The sequence below is a fragment of the Alcanivorax sp. HI0044 genome (assembly GCF_001634945.1).
Genome location: NZ_LWEZ01001483.1, coordinates 1 through 22315, shown reverse-complemented (window position 1 = coordinate 22315; position 22315 = coordinate 1). Strand labels below are relative to the sequence as shown.

Sequence of the window (22315 nt, the reverse complement as noted above, 5' to 3'; positions counted from 1 at the left end):
GCAGTGACAGGGTATCCTTCAGCCGGGCAGACTCCTGCTCCAGCTGCCGGTCGTCGGAAGTCCAGTTCCCCTGGCTAACCACCACGGCGCTCAGCAACGCAATCAGCCCCACCACCACCATGATTTCCAGCAGGGTAAAGCCGGATTGCAGCGTGCGGGGCAAGCGCATGTTACTGAACGTCGCGCCAGTTGATGTCCGCGTCGGAGCCTTCGCCGCCCTCAACACCATCGGCGCCCATGGACAGCAGATCGAATGGCCCTTCTACACCGGGGCTGATATAAACGTAATCGTTGTTCCAGGCATCCAGGGGGACTTTCGGCAAGTAGCCACCATCCGGCCATTTGCGGGCTGAATTAGGGCGTTCCACCAGGCCGTTGAGGCCTTCTTCACTGGTGGGGTAGCTACCATTGTTGAACTTGTAGAGGTCCAGCTGCTGGACGATCTTGCCCATATTGGCTTTAGTCAGATCTACCTTGGCAGTTTCACCCTGCCCGATCACGTTGGGCACAATCACCGCAGCCAACAGACCAATAATGGCCACCACCACCATAATTTCCAGCAGGGTAAACCCCGACATGGCACGCTTTGCTTTCATTCTTTCACCTTAACCGGCTAGTAAGTTATTCATTTGCATGATCGGCAGCATGACCGACAGGACAATCATTACAACCACCCCCGCCATCACCAGCAACATGATCGGGCCGAGCAGCCCCACCATGGTATTGATCGTGCTACTCAGTTCCCGTTCCTGATAATCCGCAGCCCGGGTCAACATATTGTCCAGTTCACCGCTGGCCTCACCGCTGGCAATCATCTGCACCAGCATGGGCGGAAAATAACCGCTGGCATCCAGGGCACGACTGAGGCTGCCGCCCTCGCGAACCTTGGCGGCGGCGTTTTTGACCGCATTACGAACCGCGAGATTACCCACCACCTGGGCGGCGATAAACAGGGCATCCACCAGCGGTACACCGGAGCGACCGAGAATGCCCAGGGTGCTGGCCAGCCGGGCACTGTCGCCAGCACGCAGCATGGTGCCCACCAAAGGCATATTCACCAGCCGTTGATGCACCCGTAAGCGAAAGCGTGGATCACGCATGGCACGCATGAAGATCACCACGCCGACCACGATCAGTAACACCACCAGCCAGCCCCAACCACGGGCAAAGTCGCTCATGGCCATGACAATACGGGTCAGCAGCGGCAGAGCCTGGTCCCGCCCTTCAAAAACAGCCACCAGCTTGGGCACCACGAAGGTCATCATCAGCATGATGACGATGGAGGCAAACACCATGATAAAGGCGGGATAAATCATCGCCTGAGCCACGGAACGCCCCGTGTCATGCCGGGTTTCAAGGTAATCGGCGAGCTGCTCCAGCACCTGCTCCAGGTGACCACTCTGCTCACCGGCGGCCACCGTGGCACGGTACATTTCCGGAAAAGCGCGGGGAAAGGATTCGAAACTGCGGGCCAGGCTGTAGCCCTCGCGGACCTTGGCACGCACCGCCAGCATAATCCGCTCAATGCGGTCATTGGCAGCCTGCTTGGAAACCGCTGACAAGGCTTGCTCCACCGGCAGGCCGGATTTCAGCAGTGTGGCCAGCTGGCGGGTAATCAGCGCCTGTTCGGCACCATTGATCTTGCCGGAGCCGGCAAAACGGCCCATCCCCTGGCTGTTGGTATCGCTGGCCTCGTTAACCTCCAGGGGAACCCAGCCCTTGTCACGGAGTTGCTGGCGAACCTGGCGGGCACTGTCGGCTTCCAGTGTACCTTTGTTGATTTTGCCCCTGTGATCCAGGGATCGGTATTCGAATGCTGGCATGCGGCTGCTGTCCCGTTAGTCCTCGCGGGTCACCCGCAGGACCTCTTCTACACTGGTATGTCCGCCGAGCACCTTGCGCCAGCCATCCTCACGAATGCCGCTGGTCAGTGTCCGGGCATGGCGGTTGAGTTCCAGCTCGCCGGCGCGGTCGTGGATCAACTGGCGCAGGGTGTCATCCACCAGCACCAGTTCGTAAATCCCGGTACGGCCCCGGTATCCCTGATTATTACAGGCTTCACAGCCATTAGGGTGATACAGCGTACAACTTTCATTGGCCGGCAGGCCCAGCATTTCCAACTCGCTGGCACTGGCCTGGTACGGGGTTTTGCAATCATCACAGAGGACTCGCACCAGCCGCTGGGCCAACGAGCCCAGCAGGGAGCTGGAGAGCAGAAACGGCTCAATCCCCATATCCTGCAAACGAGTGACCGCCCCCACCGCCGTATTGGTGTGCAGGGTAGACAGAACAAGGTGACCGGTGAGGGAGGCCTGCACCGCAATTTCAGCGGTTTCCAGATCCCGGATTTCACCCACCATGACCACATCCGGATCCTGGCGCAGAATGGCGCGCAGGCCGCGGGCAAAGGTCATGTCGACCTTGGTGTTGACCTGGGTCTGGCCGATGCCTTCAAGCTGATACTCAATGGGGTCTTCGACCGTGAGAATATTGCGCGAGCTGTCGTTGAGTTCGGTCAGCGAGGCATAAAGCGTGGTGGTTTTACCGGAGCCAGTCGGGCCGGTGACCAGAATAATGCCATGGGGCTTGTGGATGAGCTCGCGCATGTGGGCATCACAGGTGTCCCCCATGCCCAGGTGGGACACCTGAAGGCGTCCGGCCTGCTTGTCCAGCAGCCGCAGCACCACCCGCTCACCATTACTGGCGGGCATGGTGGATACCCGTACGTCCACGTCCCGGCCGCCAATGCGCAGGGAAATCCGGCCATCCTGGGGAATCCGCTTTTCGGCGATATCCATTCGCGCCATCACCTTGATCCGCGACACCAGCAACGGCGCCAACTCCCGTTTCGGGGTCAGCACTTCGCGGAGCACACCATCCACCCGCATGCGCACCACCAGGCGGCGCTCGAAGGTTTCCACATGGATATCCGACGCATCTTCGCGAATGGCTTCCTGCAGCAAGGCATTAATCAGCCGGATGATGGGAGCATCATCTTCCTGCTCCAGCAAATCCGAGGTTTCCGGCAGGGAGTCCGCCAGGCTGGCCAGGTCGAGCCCTTCCAAATCATCCGCCGCTTCCGCCGCCGCGCCGCGTTGCTGTTCATAGGTGATCGCCATGGCTGCGGTGAAGGCGGTGTCATCCATGGGCACCAGCCGGGGCAGACGACCGATATGGCGCTGCACTTCCCCCAGGGCGGCCACGGAAACATCCTGCCGGTGGCACAGCTCTTTGTGACCATCACGCTCACGCAACAGGACACCATAGCGCCGCGCGAAGCCGTAAGGCAGCAGCGACGGAGGAAGCTCCATATTGTCTGGCATCTCCAGGTGCTCAGTCATAGCTCAATACTTGTCCATTAGGTTCTCGACCACATCACGGGTGACCGCATTCAACGTCAGGAACTGAAAGCCCACCTGATACTCGCCGGGGGCATCCAGGGTTTCAGCCCAGACCACCCGGGCGTCGAAACTGACCGTATTCACACCCGCTATCTGGTCTGGGAGCACCATGCCCAACTGCAATTGTTCGCCATGGGGCAGTTCCCGGCGGGAAAACAGCTTGAAGCCATCCACGCTCAGGTTCATCAACCGCCCCACGTTACCACCGGTGCTGCGATCAAACACTACCATCTCGCGGAACAGTTTCTTGCGCGGGTTGCGGCGGTGGTCGCGGGCGCTGTCCTTGACATCGTTTTCGTCATCGGCAGGACGCAGTACCACCACCACGCCGGTGACGTTCCCCGTATCATCGGTAATGGCATTGGCACGCACCGACAAGGCCAACAATCCGTCCTCGTCTGCGGTGTACAAACTGTGCTCGTTTTTCCAGCTTTCGCCCTGCAGGCAGGCATCTCGCAACGGGGAGTCGTCCCAGCTCCAGCGCAACTTGCCGGCATCGTCATTGAACAACAGCTCCGCCATATCGTTGCCAACCAGGGCATCACGGTTCTGTCGCAGCAGGGCACAAGCCGCCTCATTGCAAAAGGTGACCTTGCCCTCGGCATTGGCTCCGATAAGCGCTTCACCCAAAGCATGAAGCAAGCGTTCGTTCTCGTCCTTGAGCCGCTTCATCTGCACCACGGCCTGCTGCAACTTGCGCCGCTGGCGATCCAGTTCCAGGAAAACACTGACCTTGGCTTCCAGTATTTTCTGGTCGATGGGTTTGAACAGATAATCCACAGCGCCACATTCGTAGCCCTTGAAGACATATTTCTGCTCTTTGGAGATCGCCGTAACGAAAATGATCGGAATGTGGCGGGTCTTCTTGTTCTTGCGCATGAGTTCGGCCACTTCGAACCCATCCATCTCCGGCATCTGCACATCAAGCAGTACCAGCGCGAAATCGTGCTTCAGGGCGAGGGACAAGGCCTCATTGCCCGACTGGGCCATGACCAGATTACGGCCATCAGCATCCAGAATCGCTTCCAGCGCGATCAGGTTTTCCCTGTGATCATCCACAACCAAAATGTTCTGTTTCATAGGCTTACTACCCTGCAACCTGTTCCGCCAAGAAGGGCCCGATTGCCTCAAGATCGAGTACCCTGGAAATCGCACCTGTTGTTATTGCCGCTTCCGGCATTGTGGGTGCTTCCGAGCTCACCGGTGACTGGGCGATGGTGACTCCGCCTCTACGGTGTATATATTCCATGCCTGCGGCGCCGTCTTCATTGGCCCCCGTGAGGATCACGCCCAACAAGTGGCGGCCATAAACCGCGCCGGCAGAGTAAAACAGTTCGTCTATGGCCGGCCGGGAAAAGAGTACAGGCCTTCCCGTAGAGAAAGCCAGTGTCTGATCCTCTTCCACCAACATATGGTAGCCCGGCGGCGCCACATAGACATGCCCGCCGAGGATGGGCTCCTTGTCTTCCGGGGAGATCACTGGCAATGCACAGTAGCGGGCCAACAGCCATGGCATGCGGTTGTCCGCACTGGCATGCTGGTGCTGGACCAACATGATCGGCAACGGAAAATCCTCAGGAAGCGCGGACAGGATGCGCGTATAGGCATTCAGCCCACCCCAAGACGCGCCCATCACGATTGCCCTGACTGCTCCCTTGCAAGTGCTCACGATGAGTGGCCGCTGCCCTCCTCACCCCGGGTCTTGCCTGCTTCATAGGCGGCCCGATGTGCCTGGGCTTCTTTGAGTTTGGCTTGCAGTTCACGGCGCTGCTTGTCCAGCCCCAGAAAAAAATCCACCTTGCTCTTGAGGATCAACGGATCCAGGGGCTTGAACAGATAATCCACGGCCCCGGCCTGATACCCTTTAAAAACGTACTTCTTTTCCTTGCTAATCGCCGTCACGAAGATAATGGGGATAGTCTGGGTGTCCTTGCGCTGGCGCATCAGCTCGGCCACTTCAAAACCGTCCATGCCCGGCATCTGCACGTCCAGCAGCACCAGGGAAATATCTTCCTTAAGCAGAATTTTCAGCGCCTCCTGCCCGGAGTGCGCTTTCAGGAGGGTTCGCCCCTCCCCTTCGAGGACTGCCTCAAGCGACACCAGGTTGGCCGGCTGATCATCCACCAATAGCAGTTTCTGCTCAATCATCGGTTGTCTCTAGTCATGCGTGGTGTGGAAACTGCCGTTTGCGAAAAATGCGCAACGGCTTGTTGATAACATCGAACGTGTCTTCCTGGCCGCTGAACCGCAGGCTTTCCTTGGTTCCCAGGCACAGGTAGCCGCCCATATCCAGGCTCTCACTAAACAGCCTGATCACCCTCTCCTGCAGAGGCCTGTCAAAGTAGATCAAGACATTTCGGCACAGGATAACGTGCATTTCACCAAAAACCTGATCCGTTGCCAGATCATGATCGGCAAAAACGATATTGCGTTTCAGCCGCTGCTCCATGATTACGCTGTCATAACGCGCAGTGAAATAGTCAGACAGGGAATGCTTGCCACCGGCACGCCGGTAGTTGTCACCATACTGTTTGACCGCTTCAATGGAGTAAATGCCCTTTTTGGCCGACGCCAACACATTCTTGTCGATATCCGTGGCGTAAATCATGGCCCGGTCGTAGAGCCCTTCCTCCTCCAGCAATATCGCCATGGAATAGATCTCTTCGCCGGTTGAACAACCTGCGTGCCAGATCTTGATAAAAGGAAAGGTCTTGAGAACCGGCACCACGTCTTCACGGAAGGCGCGGTAAAAATCCGGGTCCCGGTACATCTCTGTCACGTTCACGGTCAGGTCGTTAAGCAGCGTGACGAAGAAGGGCCGGTCGCGCAGAACCTTGTCGGTCATTTCCATGATCGACGCAAAGCCTGACATGGTCAGGCGATGCATGATCCGCCGACGCATGGAAGCGCGGCTATAGGACCGGAAGTCGTAGCCGTACATCTGGTAAATCGCCTCCAGTAACAGGCGAATTTCGATGTCCTCGACACTAACTTCGTCATCGTCGATCGGGTATGTTTCAGCCATAACGCTATTCCGCCACGGTTCCTGTCTTCATAAAGTGACTGCGGACATGTTTTGCACCCACTACTTGTGCAGCCAGACCCGTAGCAACGAGGTAAGCTTCGCCATATCAATGGGCTTGGAGCAGTAATCATTGGCCCCGGCTTCAATGCATTTGGCGCGGTCATCCTTCATGGCCTTGGCCGTCAACGCCAACATCGGCAGCTTGCTGAAACGAGCCTGTTCACGAATCCGCCCCATGGCTTCATAGCCATCCATTTCCGGCATCATGATATCCATTAACACAATGTCGATGGAGGGATTTTCATCCAGCGATTCCAGCGCCTCGCGGCCATTATTGGCGATACTGATGGCAAAACCCAACTCTTCCAGCTGCGCCGACAGCGCGTAGATATTACGCATGTCGTCATCCACCAGCAGCAATTGCTTGCCTTCGAAAATGTCATCGCGATGCTCGATGGATTCCGCAGTCGGGCGGCGATTGGCCGGCAAGGTGGATTCCAGCCAGTGCAGGAACAGGGACGCTTCGTTGAGCAGTCGCTCGTGGGAGCGTTCCGTCTTGAGAATGATACGGTCCGCATACTTGCGCAGTTTCGCCTCTTCTTCGCGGGTCATGTCCTTGCCGGTATAAACCACCACGGGAACACTGTCGTAGTCGTCACTGGCATGGAGCTTTTCCAGCAGCTCGAAACCGCTCATGTCCGGTAGTGTCAAATCCAGAATCATGCAGTCGAACACGGTATTCTGCAGGGCATCCAGTGCTTGCTGGCCGCTAGTTGCAGCGGTGATTTCAACCCCTTTCTGGTCGAACAGCTCACGGATACTTTCGTGCTGGATTTCACTGTCTTCCACCACCAGAAGGCGGCGCACATTGGTTTCGATAGCGCCTTCAATTTTGGCGAAAGCAGAGAGAATGTCGTCCTGATTGGCTGGCTTGGTCATGAAATCCAGCGCCCCCAGTTCCAGCGCCTTCTTGCGCTCATCACGCCCGGACAGGAAGTGCACCGGGATGTCCTTGGTGCGCGGGTCCGCCTTGAGCTTTTCCATGACTTCCCAGCCATCGATACCCGGCAGGCCAATGTCCAGAATAATCGCGCTGGGCCGGTAATGGCTGGCATATTCCAGCCCATCCTCACCGTCGTGACAGATATGGCCTTCCAGGCCGTAGTCCGATGCCAGCTCGACCAGAACCCGGGCAAACTCTTTGTCGTCTTCGACAATCAGCACGGTTTTTTCCCGGACCACGAAATCGTCGCCATTGGTATCCAGCGGTGTCATCGACGCGGTATGGGCTTCCGCGTTGCTGCCGATGTCTTCGTCGGCATGACCGGCTGCGGCATTATTGATTTCAAGCGCATCGGCGCTGCCAACGGGCAAATAGAGCATAAAGGTAGCGCCCTGCCCTTCACCGTCGCTATGCAGGCCGATTTCCCCGCCCAACAAACGCGCCAGCTCACGGGAAATGGTCAGGCCCAGGCCAGTGCCGCCATATTTACGGCTGGTGGTGCCATCGGCTTGCTGGAAGGCCTCGAAAATCAACTTCTGTTTTTCATCCGCAATTCCGGTGCCGGTATCGATCACCGCAAACTTCAGCGTCTGCCCCGGTACCAGGTGGCGCGAAGGCAACGCTTCGGAAGCATCCGGTTGCGTGATACTCAGCGTTACCGATCCTTGCTCGGTGAATTTCAGTGCATTGGAAAGCAAATTCTTGATGATTTGCTCAAGACGCTGACGGTCTGTGTAGAAGTGCTCAGGCAACGTATCACCAAGCTCGACCTTGAAATCCAGATTGCGGCTCTCGGCAACGTGGGCGAAATTCCGGCGGAAGTGCTCCACGATTTCCGGTGGCGACAGGTCGTCAATGATGACATCCATCTTGCCTTCCTCGATCTTGGAAATATCGAGGATGTCATTGATCAGGCTAAGCAGGTCCGAGCCCGCAGAATGGATAACCTGGGCGTGCTCTACCTGCTTTTCCTCCAGGTTGCCGCGTTTATTCTGCCCCAGGGCATTGGACAGGATCAGAATCGAGTTGAGCGGTGTGCGCAGCTCGTGGCTCATGGTCGACAGGAATTCGGATTTATAACGGGAAGACATCTCCAGCTCGCGAATCTTGTCTTCCAGTTCATGGCGCAGCAGCTCAAGCTCGTCATTCTTCTGCGCCATTTCTGATTTCTGCTCCGTCAGCATCCGCGCCTGCGCTTCAAGCTCTTCATTGGTAACGCGCAGCTCTTCCTGCTGGGCCTGCAGGCTTTCTTCAGATGCCCGCAACGCCTGGGTTTGTGATTCCAACTCTTCGTTGATGGCTTTCAGCTCTTCCTGCTGCTGCTGCAGGCGAGATTCGGAGGCAGACAGTTCCATGGCCTGCTCTTCCAGGTCTTCATTGGCCTGGGCCATTTCCGTTTTTTGCCGCTCCAGAGCATCAGCCTGGGACTGTGTCTGCTCCAGCATGAGCGCGAGACGAAAACGGCTTTGCGCACTGTGCAAGGACACGGAAATGACGGCCACGCACTGCTCCATAAAGGCCAGGTCATCATTACTGAAGTCCCGGAACGCGCCGATTTCGAGCACGCCTTTCACTTCGTCCTCGTGGACAATAGGCATCACCATCACATTGCGCGGCTGGCCGGTACCGGTGCCGGACGCAATGCTGATGTAATCATCCGGCACCTGCTCCAGCAGAATGCTCTTGCGCTCCAGTGCGCACTGCCCCACCAGGGACTCCCCCAGACGAAATTCATTGGCCAGATGTTTACGCCGCTGCATGGCGTAGGAACTGCTCAGGGTGAGCAACTGCGTGTCCGGATCATAGCTGTAAAATGCACCCACCTGCGCCTCAACCACCGGCACCAGGAAACTCAGCATGTTATTGCCAAGCTGTTCGAATCCCATCTCCCCGCGCATGCGGTTATTCAGCTCAGCCAGATGGTTCTTCACCGTTTCCTGGCGACGATCTTCGGTATGGCGCGCCACCAAAGCATCGCGCATTTTACGGATAGCGTGTAGCAAGTGGCCGGTTTCATCCCGGCCGCCTTTCTCGATACGGGTATCCCACTTGCCATTGGCAATGTTGTCTGCCGCATCAACCGCGCCTTCCAGCGGCAGGGTAATGGCCCGGGTCACGCGCAAGGCGATGAGTGCCAACAAGGTGAACGCCACCAACCCGAGAAAGAGCCCGATTTTCTGGGTACCCAGATTATCTGAACGGCTCTTGTTCAGGGTGTCACGAAACGCTTCGTAACGCTGTTGCTCAAACGCTTTCTGGTTACCTTCGTAGGTATCCTGCAGGGCTCTGACATGCCCTATACGCTGGTAAAGATCATCCGACGAACCGTTATTGGTAATCAGGCTGCGGGCCAGCGCCGTCGCTTCGTCGATATAGGCGGTAAAATTGCGTCGCAATTCTTCCACACCAGCGGAAAGCGTTGGATCGGTGCGTCGAATGTCACCCAGCCGCTGCTCGAAGGCCGCCGCCCTGGACTGAGCTTCTTCCAACAGGTCCGGGTCCGCCTGGGTTATGGCCGCGATGTAGGATTCGCTAATAGCGATAAAATCCACATTATTCGCATTGATCAACTCAAGAACCGGGAAGTCCTGGCTTTCAATCCGCTTGAGATGATCGATATTGGTTTCGGCGATGTAGAAGCTGTAGGCCGCGTAGACCACAAACAGCACAATCCCCAGCCCGGCTACAGACAAGATCTTCAGCCGCACGGACAGGTTCTGGAACCAGTTCATTGAGATAGCCCTCATGCCTTTTCCGGCTTGTTGTTATCCAGGCCCCTTTGCAGGGCTAAGACTAAAGTGTGAGGCTACCAGAAACTGACAGAAAGCGGCAATAAATCACATGAATAGCGCAGGCTAGAAAGCTGATTTTTCAGGGATAAAACAGGCCAAACCGACAAAGAAAGCGCAATAAAATGCACTTGCAAGCGCGCAAAGCTGATGCCGGGCGGTGCCTTAAACTAGCCACCCGGCAGACGAGCACAATGGGTCAACAGGCTGAAATGCCGGCGCGATGGAATAAGAGAAGAGGAGCAAGAGAAGTTGGTGCGGGTAGCCGGACTTGAACCGGCATGACCTAATGGTCGACAGATTTTAAGTCTGTTGTGTCTACCAATTTCACCATACCCGCAGGAAGATCATCGTGCGCGTTAAGCGTGAAATAAAAACAGGGACAGGTTAAGCGACTGTTTCTATTTATCTTTCTGTTGAAATGACGACTCAAGCTGTGCCTGTCACTTCATCGCCCGTGTGGGTCGGTAATTGGAGGCGCGGGTCGGAATCGAACCGGCGTTAACGGAGTTGCAGTCCGCTGCATGACCACTCTGCCACCGCGCCATTTAACTGTTTCACCAAGAAAAAACCTCGGCATAACCGAGGCTTTCAGAATCTTGGAGCGGGAAACGAGATTCGAACTCGCGACCCCAACCTTGGCAAGGTTGTGCTCTACCAGCTGAGCTATTCCCGCTTTTTTCCGCAGCGAAGACACGCTTCGTTGCGGGAAAGAATTCTACTCATCACCCCTCGGGTGTCAACCCGGCATCGGGTGTTTTTTCTGACTTTTCAGGACTTTGACTGACTTTTGAGCAATTGCGGCGCCGCAGCACGAAGATACGAGCCCATGGACCACAGGGTGAATGCCGTGGCCAGGTACAGCAACCCATAACTGAGCCACAACCACGGATTCATGATGATGTCACCATCCGCAGTAAAGTCTGGTTTTTGCGCCAGCAGCAAGGTAATGGCTGTCATCTGGGTCACTGTCTTGATTTTGCCCAGCTGGCTCACCGCCACTTTTGCCCGCTGCCCAAGTTCAGCCATCCATTCGCGCAGTGCCGAAACCGTAATTTCCCGGGATACGATCACCATGGCCGGCACTGCCAGCCAGGCGGTGGCGTGAATCTGCACCAGCATCACCAGCGCCACGCCCACAATCAGCTTGTCTGCCACCGGATCCAGAAAGGCACCAAAGGGACTGGTCTGATTAAGCTTGCGAGCCAGATAGCCATCCAGCCAATCGGTGACGCCCGCCGCCAGGAACAGCAACGCCGCGCAAACATCACTCCAGTGAAATGGCAGGTAGAAAACCAGCACCAGCACGGGAATTGCCAGCACCCGAATCAGGGTGAGGATATNCGGCAAATTCAGGATGGGGTGCACTTTCTGCATAGGGAGGAACTACCGGCCATGAAAATAAGCCACCAGTATAGCGGAAAGCCGGCTATGACTCATTTCCGATTTTTAGATCAAAAACTGAACATGCTATTGATGAAACCAGTCGTACAGTGTCTGCGCCATCTGGGCATTGATTCCCGGCACCCGGGCCAGCTCGCTGGCGGATGCATTGCGCATCTGCTTCAGGCCGCCAAAGTGGGTCAGCAATGCCTTGCGCCGCTTGGGCCCGATACCGGGAATTTCATCCAGCGTGGACTGCTTGCGTGCCTTGCCACGGCGGGCACGGTGTCCGGTCAGGGCAAACCGGTGCGCTTCATCGCGGACCTGCTGCAAAAGATGCAGTGCGGAATCCGCCGGGCCAGGGATCATTTCCTTCCCACAGGGTAGATAAAGCGCTTCGAATCCAGGCCGTCGACTGGGGCCCTTGCCAATCCCCATTACCCGCACCCGGGTTTCCAGCTCCAGCTCCTGAATAACCTTCCAGCCTCGCTGCATTTGCCCCTTGCCGCCGTCGATAAGCAGAAGATCCGGCAACCGGCCCTGCTCTTTCAGCACGCGCTGATAGCGGCGCCGAATCGCTTCTTCCAGGGCTTCGTAATCATCCCCGCCAGCCGCCGGGTTCACATTAAAGTGGCGATACTCCTGCTTGCGTGCCCCTTGCTGGTCAAACACCACGCAGGACGCCACGGCTTTCTCGCCTTGTGTATGGCTAATATCGAAACACTCAATACGCCGCACCGGATCGCTGCTTTCCAGCAGCGTTTCCAGGGCCAGAAAGCGAGCCTCCATGTGTTCGCGTGCCGCCAGTTCGGCCGCCATGGACTGCTGGGCGTTGGTTTGCGCCATGGTGATCCAGGCGGCACGATCACTGCGCACCCGCCACGCCAGCCGGACTTTCTTGCCCCACTGGCTTTCCAGTGCCTGCTGCAACGCTTCAGCGCCCGCAATATCCATACTCAGCAGGATTTCCTGCGGCTTGACCGGGTCTTCCCTGTCGCCCAAATAATATTGCGAGAGAAAGGCTTCAAGAATTTCGCTGCTATCTTCCTCTCCCCGGGTATCCGGACGAAAGGTTCGGTGGCCAAGGATGCGGCCATCACGAATCATCAGCACTTCGATCACGGCCAGGCCATGGCGGGTTTCAATCGCAACCACATCCAGATCACCCTGCCCGGTTTCCGCGTACTGCTTTTGCTGCACGGACTGAATGGCGGCCAATTGGTCCCGCAGGATCGCCGCTTTCTCGAACTCCAGCGCCAGGGATGCCGCCTCCATATCGTCACTGAGCTGCTCCACCACTTCCCGACTGCGTCCATCCAGGAAATCCGCCGCCATTTTTACCTGGCGCGCATAATCGGCTTCACTCACCAGCCCTACGCACGGTGCCGTGCAACGATTGATCTGGTGCTGGAGGCAGGGACGGGTGCGGTTACGGAAATAGCTGTCGCTACAATTGCGGACCTGGAACACTTTCTCGATCAACGACAGGGCTTCACGTACCGCCCCACCACTGGGATAGGGGCCAAAGTACTGGCTGCCAGCCCGGCGTGTACCGCGATGAAAGGTGACGCGGGGAAAACGGTCGGCGCTGGTGATACGGATATACGGGTAGGATTTGTCGTCGCGCAGAAGAATGTTGTAAGGAGGTTTCAACTCCTTGATCAGCGACTGCTCCAGCAGCAGCGCTTCCGCCTCACTGCCGGTCACTGTTGTCTGGATATCACGAATTCGCCCGACCAGTGCCCGGGTTTTCGCACTGGATACATTCTTCTGGAAGTAGCTGTTCAGGCGCGCCTGAAGATTACGCGCCTTGCCCACATACAAAACACCCCCGTCCCCGTCCAGCATACGGTAAACGCCGGGCTTTCGGGCACAGTGAGTGAGGAAGTGTTTGGCATCGAAATCAGACAAGGGGGATATCTCAAAACAGATTGGCAAACAGAAAGTGTATCAGCCCTGCCCTGATGATTTCCCCCTGTAGCGAAGCGGCAATCAGGGGGCTGTGTTTTCTACCGCATCGAGCATGCCGTGACGCACGGCCAGCAACGCCATTTCCACATCGCTGGTCACACCCAGCTTGTCGAAAATACGGTACCGGTAGGTGTTCACGGTTTTCGGTGACAGGCAAAGTTTGTCTGCCACATCCTGCACTTTGTGGCAATTCACGATCATCATCATGATCTGCAGTTCGCGCTCGGAGAGCATATCCAGCTGCGAGCCCTCATCACCGGTATAGGGCTTGAGCGCCATGGCCTGAGCGATTTCCGGGCTGATATAGCGCTGGCCGGTAGCCACCACCTTGATAGCGCGCACCATTTCTTCCAGGTCGGCACCCTTGGTCATGTAACCGGCGGCACCGGCTTTCATCAGGCGGGAGGGAAACGGTTCTTCTTCGCACATTGTGACAGCGATAACGCGGACACCTTCGTCAACGCGTAACAGTTTGCGGGTGGCCTCAAGCCCTCCGATCCCTGGCATTTTCAGGTCCATCAGGACCACTTCCGGTGCCAGCTCTCTGGCCATTTGCACGGCGAGCTCACCTGAATTTGCCTCACCGACGACCCGCAGGCCATCCACTTCGTCCAGCATACGAGCAATGCCGGTACGGACCAGATCATGGTCGTCCACTACCAATACTTTGATCATTACTGCATCCCCCGGGTAGTTCCTTTACCCGTCAATGTTCTTTTTTCTGATGATTTGTAGACACAAGAATACCGTTTGTCCACAGGCGTGCATAGGGCGCTGTTAACAAACGATGACACGGTTTTCCACGTCCTGTTACGTTGGCGCCATTAGCCTTTAGTCGCGTTGACCGCCCAGTCAAAAAAGCGAACCATATAGGCACCATTGCCAGCATCCAGCTGGCCGCTGATCAACACGGCTAACAACGTCGCCAACAATGACAAAAGGCAACCCATGAGCGCAATCATTTTGCTCCTGCTGGGGCTGGGTGGCATGGCCGCCGGCTACTTCGTCTACTCCCGCTTTATTGCATCACGGATCTACAGACTGGACCCGGATTTCCGCACCCCGGCCCACGAATTTGAAGACGGCGTGGATTTCGTGCCCACCAACCGGTATGTGCTGTGGGGCCACCATTTCACTTCTGTTGCCGGTGCAGCGCCGATTGTCGGTCCGGCCATTGCCGTTATCTGGGGCTGGCTGCCCGCCTTTCTCTGGGTGGTCTTCGGCACGATCTTCTTTGCCGGCGTACACGACAGCGGCGCCCTGTGGGCCAGCGTCCGCAACCGGGCCAAATCTGTTGGCGCACTCACTGGCGAAGTCGTCGGCAGTCGCGCACGCACTGTCTTCATGATTGTTATCTTTTTGGTGCTGTTAATGGTGAACGCTGTGTTTGGCGTCGTCATTGCCAAACTGCTCATTAATAATCCCGGCGCGGTCGTCCCGGTGTGGGGCGCCATTGCTGTAGCACTGGTGATTGGCCAGCTCATCTATCGCCGGGTCATTGGTCTTGGCCTGGTATCTGTGCTCGGTGTGGCGGCGCTGTATAGCCTGATTTACGTGGGTCCCATGGTTCCCGTGACCCTGCCCGATCAAGTCATGGGGCTTTCGGCAAACGCCAGCTGGATACTGATGTTGTTTGCGTATGCTGCGGTGGCCTCACTGCTTCCCGTCTGGATGCTCTTGCAGCCCCGCGACTACATCAACGGCCTGCAATTGTTCGTTGGCCTGATCCTGCTTTACGGTGCTGTCCTGCTCGGTAACCCCCAGGTTGTTGCGCCGATGATCAACAGTGACGTTCCTGCCGGCACGCCCTCCCTGTTACCGCTTCTGTTTGTCACCATCGCTTGTGGCGCCATCTCCGGCTTCCATGGCCTGGTCGCCTCCGGCACCAGCTCCAAACAGCTCGACAAGGAGACAGACGCCCGTTTTGTAGGGTATTTCGGTGCTGTGGGCGAAGGCGCACTGGCACTGGCAGCCATCATTGCCGCCACCGCCGGTTTTGCCTCCCTGGCTGACTGGCAGGCGGTATACACGGCCTTTGGTCAGGGCAGCCTGACCGCCTTTGTGGATGGTGGCGCCAATATTCTTGCCAATGGCATGGGCATGGATGTGGGCGTTGCCGCCACCCTGCTCACCGTGATGGCGGCCCTGTTTGCCGGCACCACCATGGACACCGGTCTGCGCCTGCAGCGCTATATTTTCCAGGAATGGGGCGAAATCTATCAGCAAAAATGGATGACGCGGCCTCTGCCCGCCACGCTACTGGCCGTAGTCAGCTGCCTTCTGCTGGCGTTTGGGGCAGGCGGTGCCGATGGCTCCGGCGGCCTGCTGATCTGGCCGTTGTTCGGCACCACCAACCAATTGCTCGCCGGCCTCACCCTGCTGGTGATTACCATCATGCTGGTGAAACGCGGACGTCCGGCCATTTATACCCTGGCGCCGCTGGTTTTCCTGCTGGTGATGACCCTGTTTGCCCTGCTGATGCAGCTGAAAAGCTTCTACGAGAAGGAAGACTGGTTCCTCCTGGGGCTGGACCTTGTTGTATTGGTGGCGGCCCTGCTGGTTACGCTGGAGTGCACCGCAGCCCTCAAGCGCGCCTTCAAAGCGCCACCGGAGCCTCTGTAATGGCAACGCCGGCACAATGGCTCAAACGCATCAGCGATCTCGGGGCGCAGTACTACAACGCCCCCTATCGCGCCGCCATTGCCCGCGCCAAACGGGATGAAGAGGACCTGTTCATGCTGCTGGTCTTCTCGGAAATGATGGGGGTTCCCAACCCGGCAGCCTGGAGCACACTGGAATTGCAGCCCCTGCTAATGGAGCGCTTTCATGAATGGCACACCCGCATGGGCATGGAGCGCTCCCCCCTTGATCACTTTCGCTGCTGCTGATGGCTGACACCGACACCACCGCACAGCTTGAGCTTGATCTGGATGCCCTGCTCGCCTCCCGCACCCTGCTTATGGTGGGCGGCAAGGGCGGCGTGGGCAAAACCAGCACCGCCTCCGCCCTGGCCATCCGCGCTGCCGACCAGGGCCGCAAGGTGTTGCTGGTCTCCACCGATCCGGCCCACAGCCTGGCGGACGCCTTTAACCGCCCCATCGGCAATTCGCCCACTTGTCTGGCGCCGGGACTGACCGCCCTGGAGCTGGACCCGGATGACGAAGTCGAGGCCTACCTGGACCGGGTCAGCGCCCAGATGCGCCGCTTTGCCACTCCAGACCAATTCCGCGAGCTGGACAAGCAGTTACGCCTCAGCCGTCAGTCCCCCGGTGCGCAGGAAGCTGCGTTGCTGGAGCGCATCTCGCGGCTGATTGATATCGACAGCCGCGACTACGACCTGTTGATCTTCGATACCGCACCCACCGGCCACACCTTGCGGCTGCTAAGCCTGCCGGAAGTCATGGCCGCCTGGACCCAGGGCCTGCTGCGTCACAGCGACAAGGCCCGCAAACTGGGCCAGGTGTTAGGCCACCTGACACCAGACAAGAGTGTGGACAGCCCCCTGCAAGATCCCACCGACCATGCCACCGCAGGCCTGGACCCACGCAGCCAGGAAGTGGCCGATACACTGATCGCCCGTCAGCGATTGTTCCACCGCGCTCGCCGGCAACTGTCTGACCCTGCGCAAACCGCTTTTGTCTTTGTGCTGACCCCTGAACGACTGCCCATTCTCGAGACGCAACGCGCCGTTGCCTCCCTGACAGAAAATGACATCCCGGTGGCGGGCGCCGTGGTTAACCGGGTGCTGCCGGATGCCACAGACAGCGCGTTTTTCGCAGCCCGCCATGCACGCCAGCAACGGCACATGGATGAGCTGGCACACGCTTTGGGCGCGCTACCTCGCAAGGACTTGCCACTGCAGGAAGATGACATTCAGGGACTGGAGGCAATCCGGACATTTGCAGGATTGCTCGGCAATGGGGATCACTGAGCTTCAACCACAAGCGTATTGCTTGCGTGTTGCGTGAACCGTGTCGCGGCCGCAGAGCGGCACAAAAAAAGCCCGCACTCATCAAGTGCGGGCTTTTTATTTGGCGGAGGGGGTGGGATTTGAACCCACGGACGGTCTCCCGTCGCCGGTTTTCAAGACCGGTGCATTCGGCCACTCTGCCACCCCTCCAAGGTGGCAGCAATAATACATGAGCAATAAGACCAGTCAACGTCGAAGCCACAATACCGTGCACGACTGGTTGAGTTTTGATCGCCGAGCGGACCCGTTCAGCTCAATCGGAATAACGACGAAAGATGCGCTGCTTGGCGCGCTCGTATTGCGCCTGGTTGATAGCCCCTTCCTGCATCAGCCGGCGGTGCTCTGCCACTTCTGCCGCCAGCCGCTCTTTCCGGTCGGGCAAAAGGGCCCAGGCTCGTTCTCCCCGTAGCTGCAGCGCGCCAAGCACCTTTTCAAAGCGCTTTCTGTCTCCACGCTGATCAAACAGGTCGAACATCACCAACCGCCCGTTACGGGTATAGAACAGCAGGCGTCGGGAGGAGCCCCGCAGGCAAATGCCGAGCCCCAGCAAGGACACTCCCAGCGCTGCCAGCGCGGCAACGGTCTGCCCCACGGCCAACAGGAGCCCGGCAACAATGAGCGCCAGCAGGGCAACACTCAGGGACCGCCAGGCAATTTCACGATAAGCATTCGGCGAGCCCGCCAGAAACGCCAGATTGATAATCCGCGTTACCTCACGCCGCCCCCGCTGCTCCGTCCATTCCAGGTAGCGGCCATTGAACAGGACGATCCGGCGTTGCCGACCCAGCAGCCGGTTTTTCTGTTCGAAAATCAGCTCATGGCGACGCGATGCCAACTCAGGCACCCGCAATAGATCTTCGTATAGAGAATGCCGGCCCTGTACCGCTGCCAGCTCGATTTGCTCACTTTCAGTGGCAGCCAGCGATAATGCACCCATAACGCCCCCTCGGCTTAAATTCAGGCATTTTCAGTACGAAAATAGTATTACGCACTTGCCTTGCCATCCCGAGATAAGGGTCACAAAAGTGCACATCCATGGTTGCCAATGATCCCCACGGGATGACCAGGCACTTTCTCATGGCGAAAAGCCGGTTTAACGCTTGATTTTGGCCTCCTCGCCCTTATGATCACAGGAACAATTGGCAAGGATGAGTGATATCATGAATAACCCGACCAACCCCTACTCCGCCCCCCACCAGCACGGTGTTGCCGTTTCCGGGGAGCGCGCGGCCCAGGTACTGAAAAACACCTATATGCTGCTGGGGCTGTCACTCGTTGTGGCAACCGGCGCGTCCTGGTTTGCCATGGCCAGCAACATCGGTTTCGTTAACGTCTGGCTGACCATCGGTGTCTATTTTGGTCTGTTATTCGCCACCAACGCGCTGCGCAACAGCGCCTGGGGCATTCTGGCCGTCTTCGGCCTGACCGGCTGGCTGGGTTTCACCACCGGCCCGATCATTAACATGTACGCCCAGATCCCCGGCGGCATGGAGATCGTAACCACCGCTCTGGCTGGCACTGCCGGTATTTTCGTGGCCATGTCGGCCATTGCCCTGGTCACCCGCAAGGACTTCAGCTTCCTCACCAACTTCATCATGATCGGTATTCTGGTGGCGTTCGGGGCAAGCATCGCCAACATCTTCTTCGCCATCCCGGCGCTGAGCCTGGCGGTATCTGCTGCCTTTGTGCTGCTGTCCTCCCTGCTGATCATGTGGCAGACCAGCGCCATCATCCACGGCGGTGAAACCAACTACATCATGGCGACGGTGACCCTGTTCGTTTCCATCTACAACCTGTTCATGTCCCTGTTGCACCTGCTGACAGCTCTCAGCGGCAACGATTAATGCGATTCTCGCTACTGGTCAACGCGGCGGCGGATTCCGCCGCCGCGTTGACCGCCCTGCATACTGCTCAAGCCCTTCTCGACACCCCCGATCACCAACTCCACTGCCTGTTCTTCTACCGGGATGCCGTGCATCTGGCGAACCGTCATGCCTGGACCGGTGATGGCACCCAAGCCAATGCCGCCCAGCAGTGGCAGCACTGGCTTGCCCGTCATGATGTGAATGCCGTGGTTTGTGTGGGCGCCGCCCAGCGTCGGGGCATTGTCGCCACCGACACGGACAACACGCTGGCGGAAGGCTTCTCTCTTGCGGGACTGGGGCAATGGGCGGAGGCCCTCATCAGCAGCGATCAGGTGATTCAGTTTGGCTAACCATACCCTCTACATCGCCACCGGCAGCCAACCCTTTTCCAGCCAGTTCCAGGAGATGCTCGACATGCTGCTCACCGGTGCAGCGTTCGGACAGGCCACCACCCTGTGGCTTACGCCCCCGGCTCTCGCTACGCTGAAACTGTGCCCCAACGACACCCTGATGCAGCTCGCAGACTTCGGTGTGCGCTGCGTGACCGAAAAACCGGGACGCGAGGAAAACGCCCCCCCCGCACCCTGCCCGGTGAGCGCCGACCCGCTTGGGCATGATGAACTGCTATCATTACGCACCCAATGCGATCAGATTCTGGTGTTCTGATGTTGCACCTGCTTGGCTTTTCCCCTGACGATAACAACACGCACCAGCGCTTCTCGGCGCTTTACACCCGTGGCGACATTTGTGTCTTCACCGATGCAGGCCTGTTACTTGCATCACAGCTGGAGCTGAAAGGAGATGGCTACCTGCTGACGCATTCATCCTTACAACTCCCGGACAGTGCCCTGCCGGTGATAGATCATGCGGGTCTGATCGCACTGATCGCCGAACACGGCCCGTGCACCAGCTGGTATTGAAACGCCTCTACGTACCATTCTTCACGCAACACGCCTTAAACCCGATGAGATGGAATCATGACTGAACATGCTTTTGCGCCTTTCGTTCGCACCCTGGGCCGCGGCAAACGCGCCCGCCGCAGCCTCACCCGCGAAGAAGCCCGTGAGGCCATGCAGGCCATCCTCGACGGAAACGTGGAAGATATTCAGCTGGGCGCTTTCCTGATGCTGTTGCGGGTAAAAGAAGAAACACCGGATGAGCTGGCCGGGTTTCTTGATGCCTGCCGACCCGCCTGCTACCAGGCCCTTGCCGAGCTGCCCCATGTGGAACTGGACTGGCCCAGCTATGCCGGCAAGAAAAAGCACCACCCCTGGTACCTGCTGGCAACAGTGCTATTGGCCACCAACGGCATCCGCACTTTTCTCCATGGCGGACCGGCGCACACGCCCAATCGCGTGTATACCGATCAGCTTCTGCCGCAACTGGGCCTGCCCGTTGCGCAAACCGTCGCCGAAGCGCACGCACACCTTGAGGAACAGGGGCTGGCCTACCTGCCCCTGGAACAGTTCTGCCCGCCACTGGCACGAATACTCACGCTGCGTTACTTCCTGGGCCTGCGCTCACCAATCAACACCCTGGCCCGCAGCCTCAACCCTGCCCGGGCACCACTCTCCATGCAGAGCGTTTTCCACCCGGCTTATATCGAACTGCATCAAGGGGCGGCAAAGCTGGCCGGTGATCGGGACCTGCTCCTGTTCAAGGGAGAAGGGGGCGAGCTGGAAATCCGCCCGGATGCACGCACGCAAATCCAGGGCATCCGTCACGGCAAGCCACTGGAAAGTGCCGTGATCGACAACGCCCTGCCCCGGCAAACGCCACCGGGCGATCCCGGTGCGGACACAATTCTGCGGGTATGGCGCGGCGAAAGCCGTGATGAATACGGCGAACAGGCCGTTATCCATACCGTGGCCGTAGCCCTGTGGGGCCTCGACAAGGCAGACTCTCTGGAGAGTGCGCGCAAAGACGCCGTAGCACTGTGGGAAAACCGCGATAAGACACGGCTTTAACCGATGTCGGATTACGCTTTTCAGGGTTTGAACCAACCAAACCTGGGATGCAGGCTGACCACGCTGCCAACGATAATCAATGTCGGCGCGTGGATCTCCCGCCCTTCGATATCGTCCGCTAGCTGATCCAGAGTGCCGGTAATGACCTCCTGCAGATTGGTCGTGCCCCGTGACACCAGCGCAATCGGCGTATCGCCCGAACGGCCATGGGCGATCAGCTGGCTGCAGATTTCCCGCAAGCCCACCAGCCCCATGTAGAACACCACGGTTTCGTGCTCGCCAACCAGATGCTCCCAATCCAGATCCACCGAACCATCCTTGCGGTGTCCGGTCACAAAGCGCACAGACTGGGCATGATCACGATGTGTCAGCGGAATGCCAGCATAGGAAGCACAACCACTGGCGGCGGTAATGCCCGGCACCACCTGGAAGTCGATGCCCTCAGCCACAATCAGGTCAATTTCTTCGCCACCCCGGCCGAAGATGAACGGGTCCCCGCCCTTGAGGCGGCACACCTTCTTGCCCTGCTTGGCATAATGGACCAGCAATTCATTGATGTTGTTCTGGGGCAGCGCGTGTTTATCGCGGGCCTTGCCCACGTACACCAACTCCGCATCCCGGCGGGCCAGATCCACGATACCCTTGCCCACCAAGCGGTCGTACAGCACCACGTCGGCTTTCTGCAGCAGGCGCAACGCCCGGAACGTCAACAGGTCCGGGTCACCGGGACCTGCACCCACCAGGTAGACCTCACCCCGACTCAGGCAGGCCGCATCAGCGGATTCAATGGCCGCAGCCAGCATGGCTTCCGCTTCGCTGTCCTTGCCAGCCAGCACTTTCTCCACCACCGGGCTATCCAGGGTCTGCTCCCAGAACAGGCGCCGCGCGCCGATATTATCGAGTTTTTCTTTGAGGGGCTGACGGAAGCGGGCCATCAGGTC

23 protein-coding genes and 4 tRNA genes are annotated in these 22315 nt (G+C 58.1%); 8 read left to right on the top strand and 19 right to left on the bottom strand.

Going from position 1 to position 22315, the window contains the following annotated elements; all coding sequences use genetic code 11:
- From A3730_RS22510 to A3730_RS30570, 16 genes are all read right to left on the bottom strand, one after another.
- The coding region (locus tag A3730_RS22510; RefSeq protein WP_156501301.1) for a Tfp pilus assembly protein FimT/FimU at positions 1-169 on the bottom strand (169 nt) is incomplete at its 3' end.
- Between the two features lies 1 nt (position 170).
- On the bottom strand, positions 171-596 hold the full coding sequence (gene gspG / locus A3730_RS22505; RefSeq protein ID WP_063521411.1) for a type II secretion system major pseudopilin GspG: 426 nt from the start codon (positions 594-596) through the stop codon (positions 171-173).
- A 9-nt stretch (positions 597-605) separates the two neighbouring features.
- Entirely contained in the window at positions 606-1823 is a 1218-nt protein-coding gene (gspF, locus tag A3730_RS22500; protein ID WP_063538996.1) for a type II secretion system inner membrane protein GspF, read from the bottom strand.
- Positions 1824-1838: 15 nt separating this feature from the next.
- On the bottom strand, positions 1839-3341 hold the full coding sequence (gspE, locus tag A3730_RS22495; RefSeq protein ID WP_063521372.1) for a type II secretion system ATPase GspE: 1503 nt from the start codon (positions 3339-3341) through the stop codon (positions 1839-1841).
- 3 nt (positions 3342-3344) lie between these two features.
- A complete protein-coding gene (locus tag A3730_RS22490; protein ID WP_063521373.1) occupies positions 3345-4481 on the bottom strand; it encodes a response regulator in 1137 nt (378 codons plus the stop codon).
- A gap of 7 nt (positions 4482-4488) precedes the next feature.
- Positions 4489-5034, bottom strand: a complete 546-nt coding sequence (locus A3730_RS22485; protein ID WP_063538994.1) for a chemotaxis protein CheB — start codon at positions 5032-5034, stop codon at positions 4489-4491.
- Positions 5035-5066: 32 nt separating this feature from the next.
- Positions 5067-5549, bottom strand: a complete 483-nt coding sequence (locus A3730_RS22480) for a two-component system response regulator (protein WP_063520038.1) — start codon at positions 5547-5549, stop codon at positions 5067-5069.
- A gap of 13 nt (positions 5550-5562) precedes the next feature.
- Positions 5563-6426: a protein-glutamate O-methyltransferase CheR gene (locus A3730_RS22475; protein ID WP_063520039.1), complete on the bottom strand. Its 864-nt coding sequence runs from the start codon at positions 6424-6426 to the stop codon at positions 5563-5565.
- 60 nt (positions 6427-6486) lie between these two features.
- The gene (locus A3730_RS22470) at positions 6487-10176 is read right to left on the bottom strand and encodes a response regulator (RefSeq protein WP_231880618.1); all 3690 of its coding nucleotides are present in this window, start codon (positions 10174-10176) and stop codon (positions 6487-6489) included.
- 295 nt (positions 10177-10471) lie between these two features.
- A tRNA-Leu gene (locus tag A3730_RS22465) sits at positions 10472-10558 on the bottom strand.
- A 132-nt stretch (positions 10559-10690) separates the two neighbouring features.
- Positions 10691-10764: transfer RNA gene (locus A3730_RS22460), tRNA-Cys, on the bottom strand.
- A gap of 54 nt (positions 10765-10818) precedes the next feature.
- Positions 10819-10894: transfer RNA gene (locus A3730_RS22455), tRNA-Gly, on the bottom strand.
- 95 nt (positions 10895-10989) lie between these two features.
- Complete coding sequence (gene pgsA, locus A3730_RS22450) at positions 10990-11595, bottom strand: CDP-diacylglycerol--glycerol-3-phosphate 3-phosphatidyltransferase (protein ID WP_082872498.1); 606 nt, start codon at positions 11593-11595, stop codon at positions 10990-10992.
- Between the two features lie 93 nt (positions 11596-11688).
- Positions 11689-13512, bottom strand: coding sequence for an excinuclease ABC subunit UvrC (gene uvrC, locus A3730_RS22445; RefSeq protein ID WP_063538992.1), 1824 nt, complete (start codon positions 13510-13512; stop codon positions 11689-11691).
- 81 nt (positions 13513-13593) lie between these two features.
- Complete coding sequence (gene uvrY / locus A3730_RS22440; RefSeq protein ID WP_063520781.1) at positions 13594-14247, bottom strand: UvrY/SirA/GacA family response regulator transcription factor; 654 nt, start codon at positions 14245-14247, stop codon at positions 13594-13596.
- A gap of 149 nt (positions 14248-14396) precedes the next feature.
- Entirely contained in the window at positions 14397-14534 is a 138-nt protein-coding gene (locus tag A3730_RS30570; protein WP_156501300.1) for a hypothetical protein, read from the bottom strand.
- On the opposite strand from A3730_RS30570, the gene A3730_RS22435 reads away from it, so the two are divergent.
- Genes A3730_RS22435 through A3730_RS22425 form a run of 3 tightly spaced genes read left to right on the top strand, consistent with a single transcriptional unit; the run spans position 14521 to position 17503 of the window.
- The gene (locus A3730_RS22435; protein WP_063538990.1) at positions 14521-16194 is read left to right on the top strand and encodes a carbon starvation protein A; all 1674 of its coding nucleotides are present in this window, start codon (positions 14521-14523) and stop codon (positions 16192-16194) included. The genes A3730_RS30570 and A3730_RS22435 overlap by 14 nt on opposite strands.
- Positions 16194-16460, top strand: coding sequence for a cory-CC-star protein (locus tag A3730_RS22430; RefSeq protein ID WP_063518967.1), 267 nt, complete (start codon positions 16194-16196; stop codon positions 16458-16460). The genes A3730_RS22435 and A3730_RS22430 overlap by 1 nt, the downstream gene beginning before the upstream one ends.
- Positions 16460-17503: an ArsA family ATPase gene (locus tag A3730_RS22425; protein ID WP_063538988.1), complete on the top strand. Its 1044-nt coding sequence runs from the start codon at positions 16460-16462 to the stop codon at positions 17501-17503. Before A3730_RS22430 ends, A3730_RS22425 begins: the two co-directional genes overlap by 1 nt.
- Positions 17504-17604: 101 nt before the next feature.
- Here the strand turns inward: A3730_RS22425 and A3730_RS22420 are convergent.
- Positions 17605-17692, bottom strand: a tRNA-Ser gene (locus A3730_RS22420).
- A 103-nt stretch (positions 17693-17795) separates the two neighbouring features.
- Positions 17796-18479: a hypothetical protein gene (locus tag A3730_RS22415; protein WP_063518965.1), complete on the bottom strand. Its 684-nt coding sequence runs from the start codon at positions 18477-18479 to the stop codon at positions 17796-17798.
- A gap of 223 nt (positions 18480-18702) precedes the next feature.
- On the opposite strand from A3730_RS22415, the gene A3730_RS22410 reads away from it, so the two are divergent.
- The 5 genes from A3730_RS22410 to A3730_RS22390 are packed head-to-tail and all read left to right on the top strand — an operon-like array spanning position 18703 to position 21374.
- A complete protein-coding gene (locus A3730_RS22410) occupies positions 18703-19386 on the top strand; it encodes a Bax inhibitor-1/YccA family protein (RefSeq protein WP_063518968.1) in 684 nt (227 codons plus the stop codon).
- Positions 19386-19757 carry a sulfurtransferase complex subunit TusD gene (gene tusD, locus A3730_RS22405; protein WP_063518964.1) on the top strand — a complete coding sequence of 124 codons (372 nt, stop codon included), beginning with the start codon at positions 19386-19388 and terminating at the stop codon, positions 19755-19757. Before A3730_RS22410 ends, tusD begins: the two co-directional genes overlap by 1 nt.
- The gene (locus tag A3730_RS22400; protein WP_063518963.1) at positions 19750-20073 is read left to right on the top strand and encodes a hypothetical protein; all 324 of its coding nucleotides are present in this window, start codon (positions 19750-19752) and stop codon (positions 20071-20073) included. Before tusD ends, A3730_RS22400 begins: the two co-directional genes overlap by 8 nt.
- Positions 20073-20327 (top strand): hypothetical protein, encoded by a 255-nt coding sequence (locus tag A3730_RS22395; RefSeq protein ID WP_063518623.1) that lies wholly within the window; start codon positions 20073-20075, stop codon positions 20325-20327. The genes A3730_RS22400 and A3730_RS22395 overlap by 1 nt, the downstream gene beginning before the upstream one ends.
- Before the next feature lie 57 nt (positions 20328-20384).
- Positions 20385-21374: a glycosyl transferase family protein gene (locus A3730_RS22390; RefSeq protein ID WP_063518962.1), complete on the top strand. Its 990-nt coding sequence runs from the start codon at positions 20385-20387 to the stop codon at positions 21372-21374.
- A gap of 20 nt (positions 21375-21394) precedes the next feature.
- Here A3730_RS22390 and cysG read toward each other — a convergent pair.
- A partial coding sequence (gene cysG, locus A3730_RS22385; protein ID WP_063538986.1) for a siroheme synthase CysG occupies positions 21395-22315 on the bottom strand: 921 nt, incomplete at its 5' end.

Excerpts from the sequence above, each read along its gene's own strand:
- A3730_RS30570 (WP_156501300.1), bottom strand. The coding sequence starts at position 14,534 with ATGATTGCGCTCATGGGTTGCCTTTTGTCATTGTTGGCGACGTTGTTA.
- A3730_RS22425 (WP_063538988.1), top strand. The coding sequence starts at position 16,460 with ATGGCTGACACCGACACCACCGCACAGCTTGAGCTTGATCTGGATGCC.
- A3730_RS22390 (WP_063518962.1), top strand. The coding sequence starts at position 20,385 with ATGACTGAACATGCTTTTGCGCCTTTCGTTCGCACCCTGGGCCGCGGC.
- gspG (WP_063521411.1), bottom strand. The coding sequence starts at position 596 with ATGAAAGCAAAGCGTGCCATGTCGGGGTTTACCCTGCTGGAAATTATG.
- A3730_RS22395 (WP_063518623.1), top strand. The coding sequence starts at position 20,073 with ATGTTGCACCTGCTTGGCTTTTCCCCTGACGATAACAACACGCACCAG.
- A3730_RS22435 (WP_063538990.1), top strand. The coding sequence starts at position 14,521 with ATGAGCGCAATCATTTTGCTCCTGCTGGGGCTGGGTGGCATGGCCGCC.
- tusD (WP_063518964.1), top strand. The coding sequence starts at position 19,386 with ATGCGATTCTCGCTACTGGTCAACGCGGCGGCGGATTCCGCCGCCGCG.
- A3730_RS22485 (WP_063538994.1), bottom strand. The coding sequence starts at position 5,034 with ATGGGCGCGTCTTGGGGTGGGCTGAATGCCTATACGCGCATCCTGTCC.
- A3730_RS22470 (WP_231880618.1), bottom strand. The coding sequence starts at position 10,176 with ATGAGGGCTATCTCAATGAACTGGTTCCAGAACCTGTCCGTGCGGCTG.
- A3730_RS22415 (WP_063518965.1), bottom strand. The coding sequence starts at position 18,479 with ATGGGTGCATTATCGCTGGCTGCCACTGAAAGTGAGCAAATCGAGCTG.
- A3730_RS22410 (WP_063518968.1), top strand. The coding sequence starts at position 18,703 with ATGAATAACCCGACCAACCCCTACTCCGCCCCCCACCAGCACGGTGTT.
- gspE (WP_063521372.1), bottom strand. The coding sequence starts at position 3,341 with ATGACTGAGCACCTGGAGATGCCAGACAATATGGAGCTTCCTCCGTCG.
- gspF (WP_063538996.1), bottom strand. The coding sequence starts at position 1,823 with ATGCCAGCATTCGAATACCGATCCCTGGATCACAGGGGCAAAATCAAC.
- A3730_RS22480 (WP_063520038.1), bottom strand. The coding sequence starts at position 5,549 with ATGATTGAGCAGAAACTGCTATTGGTGGATGATCAGCCGGCCAACCTG.
- A3730_RS22475 (WP_063520039.1), bottom strand. The coding sequence starts at position 6,426 with ATGGCTGAAACATACCCGATCGACGATGACGAAGTTAGTGTCGAGGAC.
- A3730_RS22430 (WP_063518967.1), top strand. The coding sequence starts at position 16,194 with ATGGCAACGCCGGCACAATGGCTCAAACGCATCAGCGATCTCGGGGCG.
- A3730_RS22490 (WP_063521373.1), bottom strand. The coding sequence starts at position 4,481 with ATGAAACAGAACATTTTGGTTGTGGATGATCACAGGGAAAACCTGATC.
- uvrY (WP_063520781.1), bottom strand. The coding sequence starts at position 14,247 with ATGATCAAAGTATTGGTAGTGGACGACCATGATCTGGTCCGTACCGGC.